We start from the raw sequence: 19792 nt of genomic DNA on the forward strand, positions 1-19792 counted from the left end.
CGTCAGGTCCAATCCACCACAACACCGAGATCCTGTTCGCTCGCGCGCTGATAAGCCATGTGGGCCGCGGCCAGATCCTGCGCGGATACTCCGAGCGACTTATAGACGGTAATCTGCTCCTGGTCCTGCCGGCCGGCAACGTGACCCGCCAAAATCTGACCGATCTCGCCCGCCACCGCTTCGTCCTCGGTAAGGCCGTCAGCCAGCGCTGCCGCAAGCTCACCCGCCTGATCCCGGGCTGAAGGCCAGTAGTCGATCACAAAGCGGCTCCGCTTGACTACCTCAGCATCAGCCTCCGCAGCCTCGATGATGGCCGCCCCAACCAGATTGACATGCTGACCGGGTGTCAGCTGATCGCCCCCAAGAATCGGCGTTTTGGCTGACGTGGTGGTGCAGACGATGTCAGCGCCATCGAGCGCCTCATCAACGGTGCCAACCGTTGCAACGGAAACGCCGTCCGGGAGCGTAAGGCTTTGTGCGAGGGCGTCAGCATTAGCCATGCTGCGACCCCAGACTCGGACCTCGTCAATGGGGCGAACGGCGCGAATCGCGTGAATATGGTGGAGCGCCTGTAGCCCGGTCCCGAGGATCGCCAGCACGCGGCTATCTTCCCGCGCCAGCGCGCGAGTGGCCAAAGCGCTGGCCGCTGCCGTGCGGATGGCGGTGAGCTCCGAGCCGTCGATCAGCGCCAGCGGGATACCCAGCTCGGCGTCGAACAACATCACCGCGCCGACGTGCGAGCCGTAGAGTGAGTCGGCCTCGCGAGGATACTTGCAGACAATCTTGACGCCGAAGCCTCGAGGGTCATCCAGGTAGCCGGGCATCAACGTGAATTTCCCGCCGCCGGTTTCCGGAATCTGCATATATTGGCGCAGCGGCATGTCGACGCGGCCGGCCGAAACCATCTGCATGGCTGGCGCTAACGCCTCGACACAATCGCTATGGCTCAGGCAGCTCGCGAGCGCCTGACGGTTGATGATGCGCATTTATTTGGCGTCGGGCGGCGGCGGCACAAACCGCAGCATCTCCATGATGTTCTCCACGCCGTCTGGCCTGGGGAACGGATCGGGCATCGGATCACCCGCCTCCCGTGGTTTGCCGATGCCTCGAAACCAGTGCTCGAGACCCGGCGGCATAAACACCCAAAACATTTTCATATCCACATCGCCGGTGTTTTCGATGACGTGGCAGGCGTAGCGACCGAACAGCACCGTCGCGCCCTTCTCGACCGGGTAGTTGTTGCCCTCAATCTCCACGCGCCCGGAGCCTTCATAGATAAACACCAGCTCGTGGTTCACGCGGTGGCCATGTTCACGAACGCGGTGTCCCGGCGGCAGTACCTGGATACCGCTGGTGAACCCGTCGTAGGGCATGGATTCCGGGGTGAGTTTCAGGGTGACGTAGCCGCTGGAAGGCATGGGCTGCCACCAGGATTCGCCCTCTTCCGGGCCGATCACCGCCCACCAGGGCTCATTGGGGTCTTTCGCCATGGCGCGATTCCATAACTGATGGCCGCCCATACTGATCGTTCGCAATGCGGCGAGCTACTCATTTTCGAGAATGGCGCCATACACCAGGCGCATACGCCGGCCCCTGAGTATCATGATACTTTTCTCGCCTGTTCAACGAAGGGTCCAGCCAGTGAGTTACGCAGACGTCCGCCAGCGTTGGCGCCGGGACCCCGAGGCTTTCTGGGCTGAGGCAGCCACCGGCATCGACTGGGTCGAGCCCTGGACGTCGGTGCTTGAACCAAGCCAGGGTGCCGGCCGTTGGTTCCCCGGCGCTCGGCTCAACACCTGCTACAACGCGGTCGACCGTCACGCTGACGGTGGGCGCGGCGACCAGCCGGCGCTGCTGTTTGAATCCACCATGACCGGCCGGCAGGAAACCTACACCTACAGCGAACTGCAGACGGCCGTTGCGCGGCTGGCCGGTGCGATGCAGCGCAGCGGCGTGGTGACCGGCGACCGCGTACTCATCTACATGCCGATGGTGCCGGAAGCCGCGTTTGCCGTTCTGGCCTGCGCTCGCATCGGCGCCGTTCACTCGGTGGTGTTTGGCGGCTTCGCCGCGCGCGAGGTGGCAACCCGTATCGACGACGCGACCCCTAAGCTCATTATCAGCGCCAGCTGCGGCCTGGAGCCTGGCCGAACGGTGTTTTACAAGCCGCTGCTTGATGACGCGATCGACCTCGCAAGGCATACGCCGGAGCGGCACGTGGTGCTGCAGCGTGAGGAGCAGGCCGCCGAGCTGAACCGCGACATTGATCTGGACTGGCATGAGTTCCAGGACGGCGCTGAGCCCGCGGACTGCGTCCCGGTGGCGGCGACCGATCCGCTCTACCTGCTTTACACCTCGGGCACCACCGGCCAACCCAAAGGCATCGTTCGAGACAACGGCGGTCACGCAGTCGCACTGCACTGGTCGATGAAGGCCATCTACGACATCGATGCCGGCGACACCTTCTGGGCGGCGTCCGACATCGGCTGGGTCGTGGGCCACTCGTACATTATCTATGCGCCGCTGCTGCGGGGCGCGACCACCGTGATGTTCGAAGGAAAGCCGGTCGGCACGCCGGATGCCGGCGTGTTCTGGCGGATCATCGAACGCCATCGGGTCAAAGCGCTGTTTACGGCACCCACCGCCATTCGGGCGATCCGCCGCGAGGACCCGGACGGAGAATTCATCAAGGCGAGCGACCTGAGCCACTTCACCGGGCTTTTTGTCGCGGGCGAACGCTGCGATCCCCCGACCCTCAATTGGGCCGGCGAACAGCTTGGCGTGCCGGTCATCGATCACTGGTGGCAAACCGAAACCGGCTGGTCCGTAGCCGGCAACACGCTCGGCGCGGGGCTGGTCGACATCCGTCCCGGCTCAGCCGGCAAGCCGATGCCGGGCTGGGATGTCCAGGTGGTTGACCCCGAGGGGGAGCCCGTGCCCGCCGGCGATACCGGCGCGATTGTGGTCCGCCTGCCGCTGGGTCCTGGCGCGCTGGCCGGCCTGTGGCAGGCTGAAGACCGCTTCCAGGAGGCCTACCTGACAACGTTTCCGGGCTACTACGAAACGGGTGACGCGGGATACCTCGATGAAGAGGGTTATCTCTATGTCATGACACGCACCGACGACATCATCAACGTCGCCGGGCACCGCCTCTCCACGGGAGCCATCGAAGAGGTGATCGCGCTGCATCCGGCGGTCGCCGAGTGCGCGGTCACAGGCATCAAAGACAAGCTCAAAGGTCAGCTTCCGATGGGATTCATCTGCACGCAGGCGGACAGCAGCACCGATCCGCAAACTTTGATCGACGAATGCGTGGCGCTTGTTCGTCAGCATGTGGGTGCCGTTGCCGCCTTTAAACGCGCGGTGGTCGTTAAGCGCCTGCCGAAAACCCGCTCGGGCAAGATTCTCCGCGGCACGCTGGCCAAGATTGCCGACGGTGAGCCTTATAGCGTGCCAGCCACGATCGACGACCCGGAGATTCTGAACGAGATCAGCACGCAGCTGCGTCATCCGGGCAACCCTAGTGTCGGATGAACCGAACTACCCAGCCGAGCGGTTCGGCTGGTATGTAGTCTTTGTGCTCTGCGTCTGCGGCGTGGTCGCCAACATCGATCGGCAGATCATCAATCTGCTGGTGGAGGACATCCGCGCCGATCTGGTGGTCAGCGATACTCAGATCAGCCTCCTGCAGGGTTTTGCCTTTGCGATGTTTTACGCCATCGTGGCGATTCCCCTCGGGCGACTGGCAGACAGCAAGAATCGTCGCAACCTGATTGCCATCGGGATCGTCGCCTGGACGCTGGCCGCGATCGCCTGCGGCCTTGCCGAGACCTACGCCCAGCTGTTTGCCGCCCGCATGGCGGTCGGCATCGGCGAAGCCGTGCTGACCCCGGCGGGCTTTTCGCTCCTGGCGGACATGTTCAAACCGCGCCGCCTGGCCCGACCTTTAAGCGTGTACACCGCGTCGAGCTTTCTGGGTGGCGGCATTGCCCTGATGGTAGGTGGGATCATCATCAGGGCGCTGGACAACCCGGTGGATGACAGCATGCTGGCTTTCCTCGGCGATCGAGAGCCCTGGCAGTCAGCCTTCATCCTGGGTGCTCTCCCCGGTCTGCCGGTGGCGCTCTGGTTTTTTCTGTCGGTGAAGGAGCCGCCGCGGCGCGCAACCGCCAAGGCCCGGACAGACGCGGAGCAATATCGACAGGGATTCAGCCACGCCATCCGCTTTTGCCTGGATAACGGGCGACTGTTTCTAGCGGTGTTTGTGGGTATATCCATGATGGCTGCGGCGCAGTTTGCGCTCGGCGCCTGGGTGCCCGCCTACTTTATCCGCGTGCACGAATGGACGGCTGCCGAGATCGGTGCGGCTCAGGGGCTGCTGTTTATGATCGGCGGCACCGCTGGCGTGGTGGCCGGCGGCTGGGTCACCGATTTTCTCTTTAAGCGCGGCTACCACGACGCCAACCTGCGGACGGCCGCCATCGCCGCCCTCGGCTGTATTCCCTTTGCGCTGGCCGCCATGCTGGTTACCGACGGCACGTTGGCAATCTGGCTCCTGGCACCCGCCATGTTTTTTGGCACCATGCCGTTTGGGCCCGGCCCGGCAACAATCCCCATCATTGCGCCGCCCTACTTCCGGGCGCAGCTTGTGGCGCTTTACCTGCTGGTCGCAAATCTGGTGGGCCAATCTGGCGGCCCCTGGGTAGTCGCGATGCTCACCGACAACCTTTTCAAGAGACCGGACGCCATCAACTACTCGCTGGCGATCACCGTACCGGTGCTTCTGCTCATCGGCGCCGGGCTGGCGACGGTCGGGTGGAAGCCGCTGCGGGAACGGCTGGCCGAAGATCAGCAGTGAGGATTTGGCGACTGACTGAACGTGGCGTCTGGCTCACGCCACTCCTGGCGGCGGCCGCGTTGGCCGTGGCCTGCAGTCCCGTCGAGCGACAGGACGCTGCCCCCAAGACCGAAGAGCAGCTAGACCCTTCCTCGTTTGCCAACGCTCGCTGGGTACAGAAGCCCCTGGGCACGGTATCCGGGGCGCTCCGCGTACTGCCGGACGCCAGCGGTGGGTCAGCGGAAACGCTGTTCGAGGATGCGCTGACCTACGCAAGGGACATGCAAAGCTACGCGCTGCTCATCTGGCATCGCGACTCGCTGCTGCTCGAACACTACTTCCCCGGCTTTGATGCTGAACTTCGCTCCGAGTCGGCCTCCATGCACAAATCGGCGATGGCGTTGGCGCTGGCGGCGGCCATCGACCGAGGCTTAATTGAACATGCCGACGTTCCGGCCACCACCTTTCTGACCGAATGGCGGAACGACCCACGCCAGGCAGTGACCCTTCGACACCTGCTGACCATGAGCAGCGGTCTCGAACCTCTTTCGGTCGAGGGCGGAGCCGAGTCGCCGCGATTCAAGTTTTTTACGGACGGTGAGAGCGCGCGAACTACCGTGCTCAGCCGACCGCTGGCGCGCGAACCCGGCAAACACTTCTCCTACTCAAACGCCGACAGCCAGACACTGGGGCTGATCCTGGAGCGGGCAAGTGGCCTCAAGTACGAGGCGTTCCTGTCGGAATATCTATGGCGCCCCATCGGCGCTGCGGACGCGTTTGTCTGGTACAACGAGGCGGACGGTTTCCCGCGAACCTACACGGCGCTCCTGGCTCGGCCGCGCGATTGGCTACGCCTTGGGCTGCTACTCAAAGATCGGGGCCGGCTGTTTGATGAGCAGCTCATCAGCGAAACCGCCCTTGCTGAGCTGCTAACACCTTCTGCCGCGCAGGATGGATACGGCTGGCAGATCTGGCTCGGCCGCAATCGGATTCCAACGCGCTACTACAACGAAGAACAGCAGGGTCTCAACGTCGCCCAGAGTGAACCGTACCTAAAAGACGACTGGTTTTTTATGGACGGCATTGGCGGACAGCGCGTATACGTGAGCCGCGAAGAGGAGCTGGTGATCGTGCGGGTCGGTGAGATGCGCATGGATTGGGATGACGCCCAGCTGCCAAACCGGGTTGTCCGCGCCCTGGCATCGAGACGATAGCCAGGGCGCGAAACAGGGCGAAGCGTTTGCCTCCGCTTAACGGAACCGATAGGTGGCGGTGATGCCGTAGGTGCGGCGTTCGCCGTAGTAGGCTCCCTGAAGGTTTGAGCCGGCGGCCTGGATGATGGTCAGCGCGTTGGACGCGTACTTCTCATCGGTCAGGTTGCGGGCCCAGAGCGCCACATCGATGTTGCCAAACTCCAGTCCGGTGCGAAGGTTTGCGACCGTTCGGCTCGGGAACTGGGCGGCGTTGATCGTATCGCCGAAGAAAGACGATTGATAGGCGACGTCAGCGCGCACGAAGTAGTCGGCACCCCACGCATCGAGCGATGAACGCCACTGGCCGCCGACGGCAATCTGTGTCGTTGGCGTACGCGGAAGACGGTTGCCGCTCACGTCACCATCAGAGGAGCAGACGATGTCGTCGCAGGGCGGCGCGGTGAAGGGCCCGGCAATCCGAGCAAAAACCGTGTCAGTGGCGTTGTCATATTCCGCCTCGCTGTAGGCAAACGAGGCGTCCAGGCTTAGGTTGTCGTTGACCAGCCAGGAACCCTCCAGCTCCAGACCCCAGATTGACGCGTCACCGAAGTTGAGCGTGATGGCCGTGTTCAAAATGCTGCCGTTGGGGTCTGCCGCCGTCACCTGCATGTCGCTCCAGTCGGTGTAATAGAGCGCCGCGTTCAAGACGGCCGCGCCACCGAGCAGCGTGTTTTTGGCGCCAACTTCAAAGGTGGTATTGAACTCCGAATCGAAGGTGCGCTCGGGCTCCTCAATGGCGCCGGAGTTGAAGCCGCCGGCCTTGGCGCCGCGAGCGATGGTGCCATACAGCAGCGTATCGTCACTCAGGTCGTGCTCGAGCGTGATCCGCGGCGTAATGAAATCATCGTCCCGGGACAGCACCAGCCCGTTGCTAAGGCCCGTGGTGGTGATGTCCTCATTGGTGAACCGCGCCTCAAGCCCAAGGCGGGTTTTGCCGTTGGCAAACGCGTAATTCACCTCACCAAAAACCGAGGCCACCTCGGTCACCGTCTCGTCGTCGCGCACGACGAGGTTGCCAAACGCATCGGGGTTAAAAGGGAACCCGCCGAGGAGAAACCCGGTGGAGTCCCGGGTGATGTTCAGCGGCGAAATGGAGTCGGCCGGCTGGCTCACACTCACAAAAAAGTTGTTGTCCGTCCCGTCGCCGATAAACGCCCCGACCGACCCCGTCCACGGCCCGCCGTTGTCGATATCGAGGCGAAGCTCGTAAGAATCATAGTCCACCTCACCCAGGGGGCTGGCCTGGAAGTTACACAGGCTTACGCCGCCCTGGATGATGAACGGCGACAGGATGGTGCCGCAGTTGACCGGATCGGATTCGGCAGAAACCGCAGACAGCGTGTCGGCGTCGACGTTGCCAAACAGGAAGTTGAACGAGAACGTCTCGTTGATCTGATAGTCGGCCTCGAAGCGAATGATGTCGCCACCGGATTGCCGGCTAAAGCCGCGCGGCTGAACCAGCACCGAGTCGGCGGGCGCCGGCGGCTGACCGCAGAACAGCCGAAACCCTCCGTTCAGAAAGGAGCCGCAGTTGCCCTGACCCAGACCGGTACTGCGCCACTGCGACGCACGCGCCTCTTCTTCGCGATCGAAGCCGTAGTAAGACAGATCCAGCGTCAGGTCTTCGGTGGCGTTGAACAGCACGTTGAGGCTGTAAGTGTCGGTGTCCCACCCCCCAACGTTGCCTTCGGTTCCCGGGCTGATGCCACGATTGGCATCCGGGTGATCATTTCTCCAGCTGCCGTCGAACTCGGTGTGATCGAAGCTCGCGCGAAGATAGAGCTTGTCCTCAATCACCGGAATGGAAATGGCGCCGCCGTAGTCGAAGCGCTCATCGGAACCGCCCGTCAGCGTAAGCTCGCCATCCAGGTCGCCACCGGCTTTCTGCGGGATGTAGTTAATCGCGCCGGCAAAAGCGTTTCGCCCGTAGCGAGCGCTCTGCGGCCCTTTCACAATTTCGATCCGCTGCAGATTGCTCACACCGAGATCAACCAGCCAAGAGCGAGGCAGGTAAATCCCGTCAAGAAAGGTGGCCGTCGTTTGCTCGCGCGACGTGACGTTGATAGTGGGCTGGCTTCGGATCACCGGCCCGCCGTTGCCGCCGTCGAAATCCTCGAACGCGAAGCCGGCAGTGAAGCGGGCCACGTCGTCCAGCTCGGTGATGTTGCGGCGCTTGATGGCGTCGGCGTCAAACGCGGTGATGCCGAGCGGTACGTCCTGGAGACTTTCGGCCCGACGTCGGGCGGTGACCAGGACGGTCTCCAGCGTACCTTCGGTGGCCACCTCCGCGCCTTCCTGAGCCATCGAGATGGTTGGCGTTAATCCACCGCCGAGCAGCGCCGCCCCAACGGCGCTTGCCAGCAGACCGGGCCGGAGAACGGATGAGCGACGGCGGCGATTTACCCTCTGCAGATCCCGGGATGATGATCGGTAAAGGCGTGTGGTTTTCATTATTGCACCTCGTTGGCGACGGACGGCAAAGCGGTGCCGGCCGGCATTTGCGAAGCCGCTATTCAGTCGCAAAGCGACGGCAAATACCAATGCAAAGGGTGGAAGCCAGGATAAGCAGCACGCATGTATATGATCGCTGACAGTCCGGCTTCTGACTGCTTCAGTATGTTGACAGCGGCATTATTCGTGGGGCTCGTTGCGCCATAGCTAAATTGCATGAGGCGCCCCGCGATCGCTGGGGTATGGTGTGGCGCTGCGTTCCTCGGAGTTACCCTATGACCCTCATGACAACAGCTCGCGCCAGACGAGCATTGGCACTCGTTGCCCTGTTGCTGGCGGGTTTCCTGTACGGATGCGCCAGCCAATCTGGCGACGCTGAGGACAGCTATGATCTGGACGCTGCCCGGGAAGAGATCTGGGGCAAAGAGCAGGCGATCTACGCCGCCCGCGGTGATGGTGACCTACAGACCTATATCAACAACACGTCCGAGCACTACATGGGCTGGCCGCCGGGCTGGGATCAACCCAGCGGGCTGGAGAAGCTGCGCGAAGGCGCAAAAGGATTCATCCAATATAAAGAAGAAGAACTCACGATGACCTTCGGGGATATCACCTTCTCCGGTGATACCGCCGTCATCTACTACAGCACCCACCGGACGCGCATGCCGACGGGAGAAGCGGTGGATCAGCGCTTCGAAATCATTCACGTGTGGACTCGGGAAGAAGGGGAATGGCGGCTGGTCGGCGCACTTGGTCGTACTAAACCACCCGAAGCCTAATCGCCTGTCAGCTGAGTTGATCGACCGTGGACACGACCGCTAGCGGAGCCCCCACCGACGCGCGCGCACTCGGGTTCGGGACGCGCCTGTCCTGGGGAATCGGGTCACTCGGCACGATCGGTTACCTCAACACGGTGACCGCGCTGATTCTCGTTTATCTGACCACCATCGTCGGTCTCGATGCCGCCGTAGCCGGAAGCATTGTTGCCGGCGCACGGATCATCGATGCATTCAGCGATCCGCTGATCGGCTGGGTGACAGACCGAACCAAAACCCAGATGGGTCGACGTCGACCCTACCTGTTGCTAGGCGCAATTGTCTGCGGCATTTCGCTGCCGCTGGTGTATTCAACGCATTTGCTGACGGCCAGCCTGCCGCCGGTGGCCGTTGCTACTGGCGTCCTCGTGCTTTATTCGTTGGGCTTTTCCATCTTCAACGTACCTTACCTGGCGATGCCGGTGGAGATGACCAGCGACCGCGCTCGCCGGATTCAGATCATGAGTTTTCGCGTTGTGTTCATGATGCTGGGTGGCCTTCTGGGAAACGCGGGCGCGCCGGCGCTGATTACCTGGCTCGGCGGCGATGCTGACGCTTACCAGCAGCTGGGCTTCATCGCCGGTGCGGTGATCTTCGTCGCCATGATGTGGACCTTTCTGGGAACCCGATCGGCCAACAGCACAGAACATACGCCCACCGAGACACCGTTCCGCGAGGAGGTCCGCTCGCTGCTGAGCAACAAGCCTTTTATGACGCTGGTGGCGGTCAAGGTACTGCAGTTCATTGCGATCGCCGCCTCCGCCAGCACGTTTGCCTTCTTTGTCACGGTGGTGCTCAAGCAGACCTTCAACCTCTTGTCGGTTTTTGGCCTCGTCACAACCGCCTCGATTCTCACGTTTGTCCCGTTCTGGCGCTGGATGAGCGGTCGAATCTCCAAAAAGACCGGTTTCATGATTGGCCTGGTCGGAGACATCTTTGCCACGCTCTTGTGGCTGGTAGCCACGCCGGAGAACGCTTACCCCATTGTCATCGTGCGGGGGATATTGGTCGGCGTATTTTCCTCAGCCATTTTGCTGAACAGTCAGACCATGTGGCTGGATACCATCGACTATGACCGGAAGATCACCGGTCGCAACCGCGAGGGGCTTTACACGTCGGTCTATGTTTTTGTTGAACGTCTTGGCTATTCCGTCGGCCCGCTGGCGCTTGGGTTACTGCTCAGCAACATGGGTTTCGACAAGACGCTGCCGCTCGACCAGCAGCCCGACAGCGCGGCTTTGGCGGTTAGCATCGGAATGATCTGGCTGCCGGCGGCGGTCTACGTACTAGCGTTTTTCTTTCTGAGTCGCTATACCTTGCCCGATAATCCGCCACAGTCCGCGAAGGTAAGTTCATGAACGTTGATCAGCGCGCCAGGGCCGGCCTGCAGTTTCTGGGTTCACTCCAGGTGTTTTCCTCGACCGAATTGCAGCAGCAGGCGGAGACGGATTTTGATGACGCAGTCGAAGCGCCGGTGCTGACGCGCGATTTCCAGCAAGACACCGATCGGAATGGCTGGCTGCAGCGAATCGACCAAGCCCGCGAGGTGGTGGAGCGATCCCCCGCGTTCCGCTTCAATCGGCTTTATCAGCGCTACGTGGCTGAAGAAAACTGGGTGCGGGCGATCACCGGCGTGGAACGCCGGCGAGAGGTCTTCACCAAGGTTGCACCCACGGCGCCGCCCGCGAGCGATCCACGGCTTCATCTGAATCCTGAGCTCGAGATGCCCGATTATTACCAGGGCGTGGAATGGCACCTGCAGCCGGGAGGTCTCGACGGTTACGATCTATCCGCCGCGATGGCGTTCTCCGGTTTTATCCCCTACGTCTTCGCCCGCGGCGGCTTTGCCGCGGTGGCCGTCGGCGACAATTTGCTGCAGCAGCGTCGGGACGTGATCCAGCAATTTCGCAGCGACAACCTAAAGTGCATCTACGACCCTGGCTGCGGCGGGTCGGGCACGCTGGGGCTCTGTCGAGAGCGTTTCCCCGACGCCAAACTGATCGGCGGCGATCTATCAGCACAGGTCCTGATCAACGGGCTAAAATTCAGCGACAAAACCGGCATCCCGGTGGAGCTGTGGCAGGAGGATGCTCGGCAAACATCGCAGGCCGGCGGCAGCGTCGACGGTGTCATCTCTTACGCACTGCATCATGAGCTGCCGCCCGAAGTCAGCGTCGACGTGCTCAAGGAGATGTTTCGCATTCTTGAACCTGGGGGTGAGATGGTCATTTCCGACCCGCCGCCGTTTCGTGCGGTTGGACCCTTTCAGGCGGTCATGCTGGACTGGGAAACGGAAAATCGATCCGAGCCTTATTTCACCGAGGCCGGGATCTTTAACCTGGCGCAAGCCATGTCGGAAATTGGGTTCGTGGACGTTGAGGAGTATCCGCTGCAGGACACCCGCTATCCCTGGGTCACCCGAGGCCGCAAGCCGCGATGAGCGATGACCTGAAGAACGGCACCATGCCGGAGGCCGCAAAGCGGCCCGACAAACCCTACCTGTCGACGCCGGAACTCGACGCGCTTGCCCTCAGCCAAACCGAGCTTCTGTCGGAGCTCTGGATTTTGCGGGACCGGGTCACCGTGCTGGAGTATCTGCTGACGCAGGCCGGTATTCTCAAAGCGGGTGCCATTGATGATTTTGAGCTGCCGGCGGACCTGGCCGAAGACCTGGATCGCGAGCGCGACCAGCTGGTCGCGCGCATCGTCGGCGCCGGCCACCGAAAGAAGCTCGATCTGGACACGCTGAAAAAGCAACCCTGACCTATGGCCGCAACCGCACCCATCACTGGCTTTGACGCATCGGACTTTGCCAACATCGTTGGGGCCGACGGCGTCACGACCGATGCCGGCGAACTCGACTACTTTTCGCAGGACTACTTTCGCAAGGGTGTCGACGCGCTTGCCGTAGTGGCCCCGCGAAATGCAGACGAATTGTCACGCGTGGTGGCAACCGCAACGGGTAGCGGTCTTGCCGTATTTCCTCGCGGCGGCGGCTACTCCTACACCGACGGCTATACGCCCAGCCAAACCGGCATCACATTGGATCTTCGATCCATGAACCGCGTGCTGAAGATCGACGAACAAAAGATGTACGTCACTGTCGAGCCAGGCTGCACCTGGGCTGAGCTCGACAAAGCGCTGGCGCCGCTCAAGTTGCGTACGCCGTTCTGGGGGCCCTTCTCAGGACTCAACGCAACGGTCGGCGGATCAGTTTCCCAGGGAACCTTGAGCTGGGGTTCGGGTAAGTATGGCGTGTCGAGCGAATCGGTCCTGGACCTCGAGGTGGTGCTGGCCGACGGGCAGAGAGTGCGCACCGGCGCATCCGGCCAACCCAACCATCACCCTTTCTTCCGCAACTACGGCCCGGATCTGACGGGGCTATTTTTAAGCGACTGCGGCGCGCTGGGCGTCAAGAGCGCCATTACGCTGCGGCTGATTAGGCGTCCCGAGCGAATGATCGGCCTGTCGTTTGGCTTTACCTCTTTTGACAAGGCGGCGGAGGCAGCCGCTGAGGTGGCGAGGCTCGGCATTGCGGCAGACAACTTCGGCATGCCCGAGTCCAAGGCGATTGCGGCCGCCAGCCAGGTATCGCTTGGGCAGGATCTCAAGACGCTATGGAAAATCGGCCGCACCGGCTCAGGGGTCGTCGACGGGATGTTGCGCATGGCCAAGGTAGCCGCGGCCGGCCGGCGCTTCCTGAAAGACGTCGAGTTCAGCTTTCACTACGTGCTCGAAGGCGCCAACCAGACTCAGCTGAACGGCTACGCCCAGGCAGTGCGCCAGGCGGTAGGCGGCCACGGCGTGGAAATCGCCAACACCGTGCCGATTGCGCTTCGCGCGGATCCATTCCTGAAGTACGACATGCTGTCACCTACGGGCCAGCGACAGCTGCCTCCGAGCACCATCCTGCCGCTCGACGGCGCAATCCCCTTTCATCAGGCGTTTTTTGAGGCCATCGAACCGCTACGGCCAGACATGGAGGCAAGCCATATGACGGTGACCGCGGCGCTGGCCACGGTGGGCACCACCGGCTTCCTCTATGAGCCGGTGATTGCCTGGGATGACGCGGTGGATGAATTCCATCGCCGCCATACGTCCGAGGCGGTACTGGAGGGCGTTGCCGATCGAAAGCCGGACGTCGAAGCGAGGGAGCTAGCCGACGCGATCCGCCAGGTGATGATCGAAAAGGCGTTCGAGCATGGCGGTGTGCACCTGCAGATCGGCCGTGTTTATCCGGTGCTTAGAGACAGGGATCCGGTTGGGCTCGGCTTGCTGCAGGACCTGAAGCGCCGGGTTGATCCGCGAGGCTTGATTAATCCCGGGGCCCTAGGACTCTAGCCCGAACGCCGCCAGTGCCCTCTCAGCAATCGGCTCGCCGTGCTCCTGGACAAAGTGGCCGGCGTCTTCGATTTCCATGGGCGGGGGACATCCGTTAATGACCTGCTGCATGTGTCCCATAACGGCCGGCCCCAACATCTTGTCCTTCATACCTACCGCCATAAACGATTCACCCTGCCATTGAGTCGACCAAAACTCAGCGGCCTTTTTTGACGTCTCGATTCCATAGGCGTCCTGGCCGACTAGCTTAGGAAATTTGTAGACACCTGCTTTGTACGCTCGCGTCGGAAAAGGCGCGGCGTAGGCGGCAGCCTCGAGCTCGTTGATGACCGGTTCGTAACGCCGCATGAATGGGGCCAGATCGATATCTTCATCGGTTGTTATGTCCGCCTTCCACGATTCGAAAGCCGGGTTGGTTGCCGAGTTTGTCATCAGAACCGTGTTCATGATGAGCAACCGTTTGAACCGCTCCGGATTGGTCATGGGGAGCGTTAAGCCCAGCAGGCCGCCCCAGTCCTGACAGACCAGGGTGACATTGGTGAGATTGAGTTGGGCCAGCAGCGCCAAAAGGTAGTCGCGGTGGAATTTGAAGGTATAGGTTTCTTCGTCTGTCGGCTTATCCGATTTGCCGAAACCGATCAGATCGGGCGCGACAACGCGAATCCCGTTTCGGGTAAACACCGGAATCATCTTTCGATAAAGATAGCTCCAGGTCGGCTCTCCATGGAGGCATAGAAAGACCTCCTCAGCATCGGCCGGTCCTTCATCGAGATAGTGGCCTCGCAGCCCCTCAAATCCGGGAAGATCCTCCACGTAATGGGGCTCAAACGGATAGTCGGGTAGGTTCTCGAAGCGAGAATCAGGCGTTCGGATTTTGTTGAGCAAAGGGTTATTCTCAGGCAGTCTAGGTCGTTTGACCTAAAATAATAGGTCAGTTGACCTACTCGGTCAATCACCTGCTATATTGCCGAGCGCAACCATTCCAAGTGCCAACCTTAAGCGAAACCGGATACAACCCCTTACCTCTTCATGTCGAAAGCATCTGACAACCGGACACCCAAGCAGCAAAAGATCCTGGACTGCGCGCTACAGATCATGAAAGAACAGGGAGACGCCGGGCTGACGATGCGCAAGCTCGCCGAATCCTCCGGGATGCGGCTGAGCAATGTGCAGTACTACTTCAAAGCGAAAGACGATGTGCTGACAGCGATGGTTGGGGTGTACTTCAAGCAGTGTGAAAACGAGCTTGCGAAGATCACCGAGGGAGGCTCCGAACTCAACCAACGCGATCGAATCCACCGCTTGCTCACCGAAGTCCTGCACCACGGAACCGAATTGTCGGATATGTGCCGCGTCTTTCGGGAACTATGGGCCATCGCAACACGTAATGAGGCGGTTCGGGTCGAAATGGAGAGGTACTACCAAAACCTCTGTTCGCTGCTAGGGCAAGCGGTGCTGGGCTCCGACGGCTCAAAAGAACGGGAGCAGCGCATCGTCAGCCTCCTGCTGCCGTACATCGAAGGTTATTCAATCACGGCATCGTCGCTGCCGCTGAACGTGGAGAGTGTCACCGACGTCATCACCAGTCTGACGATGGCCCTTACCGACGACACCTGAAAGACTAGCCGCTGATGGCGTCGATTAGATCCGACAGCTCCTGGTTGTAGCGCTCCGTCACCGTCATCGGGCAAAAATGGCCACCTTCGGGCAGCATCACCTGCTTGGCGCCGGGGATGAGCGTGGCCAGCTCGTCCGACATATCCGGTGAGGTCAGGCAGTCGTCCCGCGCCGAAATCACGCCGGTAGGTACCGTGATGTCTTTCAGCCGGTACCGAAGATCGTGGGTCATCACCGCATTCAGTCGGGCGAGCTCAATCTCCAGGCCGGGAAACGTTTCGATTCTCTGCTTCAGGTATTCATCGATGCCCGGATAGGTCGGCGCAATCGACCACGCCGGTGATGCCAGCAGGCTGCCCACCATCATGTACTGGCGCACACCGCAATTGATCAGGATATCCCGGCGGGTGCGAAAGGTGTCGACAAACAGCTGCGTGGGACCCGGCCAGCTGGCGCTCAGCACCAGCGACTTGACCCGATGTGGCTGCATCAGGGCCATGTGTTGACCGATAGCGCCGCCGGTGGAGTGCCCGACAACGTGGGCGGATTCCAGACCCATCGCGTCCATCAGTGCCAGGACATCCTGCGCCATTTCCTGCGAACTGGTGACAACCGGTGCCGGCGAACTGTTGCCGACGCCGCGATGGTCGTGGAGGATCACGCTGAACCGATCTGCAAGCATCGATACCTGCTTGTGCCAGAACGACCCTTTTCCACCCAGGCCGGCGATGAGCAGCAAAGGCTCACCTTCACCATGGGTTTCGGTATAGATCTCGGCCTCCCCCACATCCACCATGTTCGCGCGATCGGTCACCTGTTGTCCTGCTGAGTACCTAAAAGGTGCAGGTTGACTCGGGCCGCGCCGTTGAACCAATCAAAATTACCTGTTTCGCCATACGCTAGGCGCATGGATCAATCGGCGGCAATCATCCATGTTGGCGAGGGAGTTCCATGCACTTAACCTATGGCACAACCCGACATATGAATTGGAGCTTCTTGGCGTCGCTAGCTACATTAGCACCCGGAAAAATTCTGGCTATGGTGAAACGATGAACACCACACCCCAGGCCTGCCGGCCAATCACAGAAGAAGAGATCACTACCTACGAGCGCGACGGTGTCGTTTGCCTGCGCCAGGTGTTTGACAGCACCTGGGTTAACCGCCTGCTGCCGGTCGCTCGACGCATTACGATCGACAAAGAGGACTTCGGCCTGCTGCCCAGCTACCCAGGCCGCTATATGTCGCGCACCGTGCCAGAGTTCCGCGACTTTGTATTTAGCTCGCCGGTCGCCGAGGCTGCGGCCCGCGTCATGCGATCCAGCTACGCGAAATTTTTCTTCGACGAAATCTTCGCCAAAGGACCACGCTCGAACGAGGCCACGATCTGGCATAACGACCGGATGGGCTGGCCCACCAGTGGCGTTATGGTGCCCTCAATCTGGATCCCGCTCACGCCGGTCGCCGAGGAAAACTCGCTGGAGTGCATCTTGGGTACCCAGCATGAGGACGTTCCCTACTGGCTGTTTTCACCCAACGGGCGCCAGATGATCCGGCCGGAAGACCGGCCGCTGCATCCTGACGGCGAAGCGCGACGCGGTGATCCGAACTTCACGTTCAAGCAGTGGGCGATGGAGCCAGGCGATATCCTGATTGTCCATCCGTGGACCCTGCACTACTCCCACGGCAACACCGCCGACGACTGGCGAATCGCCATTTCCGTGCGGGTGTTTGGCGATGACATCCGCTGGAAGCCCCGGCCCGATTGCCTGAGCCTCGCCGGCGTTAGCGTCGACGAGATGATTGTCGGTGAGGTGCCAGCCGGACCCTGCATCCCAACGCTTTGGTCCGAAGACGGGCAGCGAGATGGTGATGCTCACTTCCCGCGAGGCTTTGCGACCAGCTGGTCCAAGACCCGCCGCGACGACGTCAACGAGTTCGAAGAGTTCAAGCGGCTTCAGGCGAAGCACAAAAGCGAGGCGGTGGCAGGGTGACGCCGGAGGACAAAGCCAGCGCGGCAGCCGAACAGGTAGCCGCTATCGGGATGCCGGAGGCCGGACAGGAACCGTCGTTTCTGCCGCATCCACTGATGGACGCCATGATGGAGTCAGTCCTGGCGCTGGGTGGCGAGCTTTGGATTGAGCGCGATCGGCGCCGCACCTTAGAGGCTCTGCTGCAGGAGAAGGGTCTGGTGACGGCCGACGAAATCGAGAGCTACCAGCTCACGCCAGAGCAGCGGGAGAGCCGCGACGAGGCGCTGGCAGAGATGACAAAACGGGTTTTTGAGTCGCTGAAGAAAATCGGCGCGGCTTCAGCCTAGTCGGCCCGCGTTCAGGCTGATTCCGCGGCCTGCACCTCGTCCACTTCCAGCTTGATGGACTGACGAATCTCTTCCGCCAGGGCGTTGGCCACCGGCCGCTGAAAGGCTTCTTTCCGGGTGATCAATCCGGCGCTGCGGATGAGGGGCACCCCGCGCACGTTGAGGCGGGTCACCGTCCCATCTGCCAGCTCCTGGCGCACGAGATGGTCGGGGATCAGCCCGACAAAACCGCCGGACATCACCAGCGATTTGATCAACGTCAGCGAGTTGGCCTGCAGCGCCGGCCGCGGCGCCGCAATCCCTGCGGAAATAAACAGCGAGTCGAGCACCTCCAGCGCATGAGGCTGGTCTACCGACGCCCAGCGGGCGTCCCGTAGCTCCTCCAGCGGTGGATCTTCCTGCGCTGCGAGCGGATGAGTGCTGGCGGCAAAGACGCTGGTGTACACCTGCACCAGCGGCTCAAATTCCATCGAGTCAGGAAGCGCCAGCAGCGGGAAGTTGCTGAACGCCACCTCAATCTGACCCAGATCCAGGGCGTTAATGAGGTCTTCGAAGTATCCCTGCTGAAGATGCACGCGCACCTTGGGATGGCTGCCGCAAAAACGACCGATCATGTCGTCGATAATCCGAGTCGCAAATAGAGCACCAACCCCCAGCGCCACGGACCCGGCAAGTTCACCAACCGGCTGCTGCGCGTCGCGGCGCGCTCGCGCGCACTCGGCGAGAATCGACTTGGCGTGATGGTATAGCCGTTCCCCGGCCGCGGTGGGCGTGGCGCCGCGGGCATGACGCTCGAACAGCTCAACGCCCAGCTGATCTTCGAGGGTTTTCATGCTGCGGGTAAGTGCAGGCTGACTCAGGGGAATCGCTTCAGCCGCCTTTGACAGGTTGCGCTGTTCAAAAACCGCAACAAAGTGTTTTAGCTGGCGAATATCCATCTTGGCCTTACCTCGGTTAGGGCGGTTCAACAGGCCCGCAACGATCGCTCCATCGACGCCGGGTATGGTCTCATACAGCCCATCAATTGGCTGGGTTCTGGCGCTTTTAGTAGTCTGTCGAACGACAAAAAAATTGAGTGGAAAGCCTACCATGGAACGAAATAGCGTGGGTAAAGCACCCCGCCAGCCGCGGCTGGAAGACGACAGCTACGCCGACTACCTGACCCAGGTCCGAAACTTTGCGATCCGCGAGTGGTTTCCGGAGGTTGCCGGACAGCTGGTAGCGGGCGCGGGCGCTGCCGGCCTGCCGGACGCAGGAGCTTCCTGCGACTATTCAGAACTCGCGCCTGTCGTCGACTCGCTGCCTGCGGCAAACAGCTGGAAGCGGGTGATGCGAAGCCAGCAGCGGATGACCTGGGACAAGAGCTTTGAAAGCTACAGCCGCGACCGCCAGCATTGGGTAGACCTGCTCGATCGCGCGGAGCAAAACTTCCCGGGACGCCTGCACCGCGACGAGTCGCTCGTGGTTCCCGACTCCGCCTGCGAAAACATTCATTTGCAGCCCGGTGGCTACTGCCGAGACGAGCTGGCGGGGTTTGTGTTCCACCACGGCACCAACGTCTTTTACCAGGGTGACAACGATCACGACGAGCTGCATGATCTGTACGCCGATATGCTCCGCCAGCCCGCCGACGGCCAGCTGAGTCGTATCGTCGACCTGGGCTGCTCCATCGGGCAGTGCACCACAGCACTCAAGACCCGCCACCCCGATGCGGACATCTGGGGCCTGGATATCGGTTTGCCGCTGCTCCGTTACGCTCACCTGCGGGCCACCGAACTCGGCAGCGACGTACACTTCCAGCACGCGTTGGCTGAGGCGACGCCCTTTGAGGACAGCAGCGTCGACGCCGTCTTTGCCTACATCCTGTTTCACGAGGTCCCGCAGTTCAGTTTTGAGGAAATTGTGGCGGAAGTCCGACGCATCCTGCGCCCGGGCGGCACCTTCACGGTGATCGACGCGCCGAACGGCACGAATTTTCCGGCACCCAATCGTATGTGGCTGGCGTTTGACGCGCAGTACAACTGTGAACCTTATTCGCCGGCGTTTGTGGCCAGCGACTTCAAGGGGCTGCTCGAGTCGCAGCACTTTGAGCAGATCGAGCAGGGGCCAACCCCCACGTTCCTCTCCATGACCACCGCCGTAAAACCGGAGTAACGGCACA

At 61.4% G+C, this 19792-nt stretch carries 18 protein-coding genes; 12 read left to right on the plus strand and 6 right to left on the minus strand.

Annotation, left to right across the window (positions count from 1 at the left end; all coding sequences use genetic code 11):
- Positions 1-2: 2 nt before the first annotated feature.
- The gene (locus AAF358_02580; protein MEM7704406.1) at positions 3-986 is read right to left on the minus strand and encodes an ornithine cyclodeaminase family protein; all 984 of its coding nucleotides are present in this window, start codon (positions 984-986) and stop codon (positions 3-5) included.
- Entirely contained in the window at positions 987-1490 is a 504-nt protein-coding gene (locus tag AAF358_02585; GenBank protein MEM7704407.1) for a cupin domain-containing protein, read from the minus strand.
- Between the two features lie 151 nt (positions 1491-1641).
- Here AAF358_02585 and AAF358_02590 point away from each other — a divergent pair, with 151 nt between their 5' ends.
- Genes AAF358_02590 through AAF358_02600 form a run of 3 tightly spaced genes read left to right on the plus strand, consistent with a single transcriptional unit; the run spans position 1642 to position 6051 of the window.
- A complete protein-coding gene (locus AAF358_02590) occupies positions 1642-3534 on the plus strand; it encodes a propionyl-CoA synthetase (protein MEM7704408.1) in 1893 nt (630 codons plus the stop codon).
- Positions 3524-4858 carry an MFS transporter gene (locus AAF358_02595; GenBank protein ID MEM7704409.1) on the plus strand — a complete coding sequence of 445 codons (1335 nt, stop codon included), beginning with the start codon at positions 3524-3526 and terminating at the stop codon, positions 4856-4858. The genes AAF358_02590 and AAF358_02595 overlap by 11 nt, the downstream gene beginning before the upstream one ends.
- A complete protein-coding gene (locus AAF358_02600) occupies positions 4855-6051 on the plus strand; it encodes a serine hydrolase (GenBank protein ID MEM7704410.1) in 1197 nt (398 codons plus the stop codon). The genes AAF358_02595 and AAF358_02600 overlap by 4 nt, the downstream gene beginning before the upstream one ends.
- Positions 6052-6087: 36 nt before the next feature.
- On the opposite strand, the gene AAF358_02605 is transcribed toward AAF358_02600, so the two are convergent.
- A complete protein-coding gene (locus tag AAF358_02605; protein MEM7704411.1) occupies positions 6088-8541 on the minus strand; it encodes a TonB-dependent receptor in 2454 nt (817 codons plus the stop codon).
- Between the two features lie 275 nt (positions 8542-8816).
- Between AAF358_02605 and AAF358_02610 the strand changes: the two genes are divergently transcribed.
- From AAF358_02610 to AAF358_02630, 5 genes are read left to right on the plus strand one after another with little or no spacing between them, the layout of a single operon-like run.
- Positions 8817-9320 (plus strand): nuclear transport factor 2 family protein, encoded by a 504-nt coding sequence (locus AAF358_02610; protein MEM7704412.1) that lies wholly within the window; start codon positions 8817-8819, stop codon positions 9318-9320.
- 26 nt (positions 9321-9346) lie between these two features.
- Positions 9347-10714, plus strand: coding sequence for an MFS transporter (locus tag AAF358_02615; protein ID MEM7704413.1), 1368 nt, complete (start codon positions 9347-9349; stop codon positions 10712-10714).
- Complete coding sequence (locus AAF358_02620) at positions 10711-11796, plus strand: class I SAM-dependent methyltransferase (protein MEM7704414.1); 1086 nt, start codon at positions 10711-10713, stop codon at positions 11794-11796. Before AAF358_02615 ends, AAF358_02620 begins: the two co-directional genes overlap by 4 nt.
- A complete protein-coding gene (locus AAF358_02625; GenBank protein MEM7704415.1) occupies positions 11793-12119 on the plus strand; it encodes a hypothetical protein in 327 nt (108 codons plus the stop codon). The genes AAF358_02620 and AAF358_02625 overlap by 4 nt, the downstream gene beginning before the upstream one ends.
- Positions 12120-12122: 3 nt before the next feature.
- Entirely contained in the window at positions 12123-13697 is a 1575-nt protein-coding gene (locus AAF358_02630) for an FAD-binding oxidoreductase (GenBank protein MEM7704416.1), read from the plus strand.
- On the opposite strand, the gene AAF358_02635 is transcribed toward AAF358_02630, so the two are convergent.
- Positions 13686-14582 (minus strand): haloalkane dehalogenase, encoded by an 897-nt coding sequence (locus AAF358_02635; GenBank protein MEM7704417.1) that lies wholly within the window; start codon positions 14580-14582, stop codon positions 13686-13688. The genes AAF358_02630 and AAF358_02635 overlap by 12 nt on opposite strands.
- A 144-nt stretch (positions 14583-14726) precedes the next feature.
- Here AAF358_02635 and AAF358_02640 point away from each other — a divergent pair, with 144 nt between their 5' ends.
- Positions 14727-15314, plus strand: a complete 588-nt coding sequence (locus AAF358_02640) for a TetR/AcrR family transcriptional regulator (GenBank protein MEM7704418.1) — start codon at positions 14727-14729, stop codon at positions 15312-15314.
- Between the two features lie 4 nt (positions 15315-15318).
- On the opposite strand, the gene AAF358_02645 is transcribed toward AAF358_02640, so the two are convergent.
- Complete coding sequence (locus AAF358_02645; GenBank protein MEM7704419.1) at positions 15319-16128, minus strand: alpha/beta fold hydrolase; 810 nt, start codon at positions 16126-16128, stop codon at positions 15319-15321.
- A 235-nt stretch (positions 16129-16363) separates the two neighbouring features.
- Here AAF358_02645 and AAF358_02650 point away from each other — a divergent pair, with 235 nt between their 5' ends.
- A complete protein-coding gene (locus AAF358_02650) occupies positions 16364-17305 on the plus strand; it encodes a phytanoyl-CoA dioxygenase family protein (GenBank protein MEM7704420.1) in 942 nt (313 codons plus the stop codon).
- The gene (locus AAF358_02655; protein MEM7704421.1) at positions 17302-17631 is read left to right on the plus strand and encodes a hypothetical protein; all 330 of its coding nucleotides are present in this window, start codon (positions 17302-17304) and stop codon (positions 17629-17631) included. Before AAF358_02650 ends, AAF358_02655 begins: the two co-directional genes overlap by 4 nt.
- A gap of 11 nt (positions 17632-17642) precedes the next feature.
- On the opposite strand, the gene AAF358_02660 is transcribed toward AAF358_02655, so the two are convergent.
- Positions 17643-18569 carry a LysR family transcriptional regulator gene (locus tag AAF358_02660; GenBank protein MEM7704422.1) on the minus strand — a complete coding sequence of 309 codons (927 nt, stop codon included), beginning with the start codon at positions 18567-18569 and terminating at the stop codon, positions 17643-17645.
- A gap of 151 nt (positions 18570-18720) precedes the next feature.
- Here AAF358_02660 and AAF358_02665 point away from each other — a divergent pair, with 151 nt between their 5' ends.
- Positions 18721-19785 carry a class I SAM-dependent methyltransferase gene (locus AAF358_02665; GenBank protein MEM7704423.1) on the plus strand — a complete coding sequence of 355 codons (1065 nt, stop codon included), beginning with the start codon at positions 18721-18723 and terminating at the stop codon, positions 19783-19785.
- Positions 19786-19792 lie beyond the last annotated feature (7 nt).

The organism is Pseudomonadota bacterium (assembly GCA_039033415.1).
Lineage (GTDB): Bacteria > Pseudomonadota > Gammaproteobacteria > Xanthomonadales > SZUA-38 > JANQOZ01.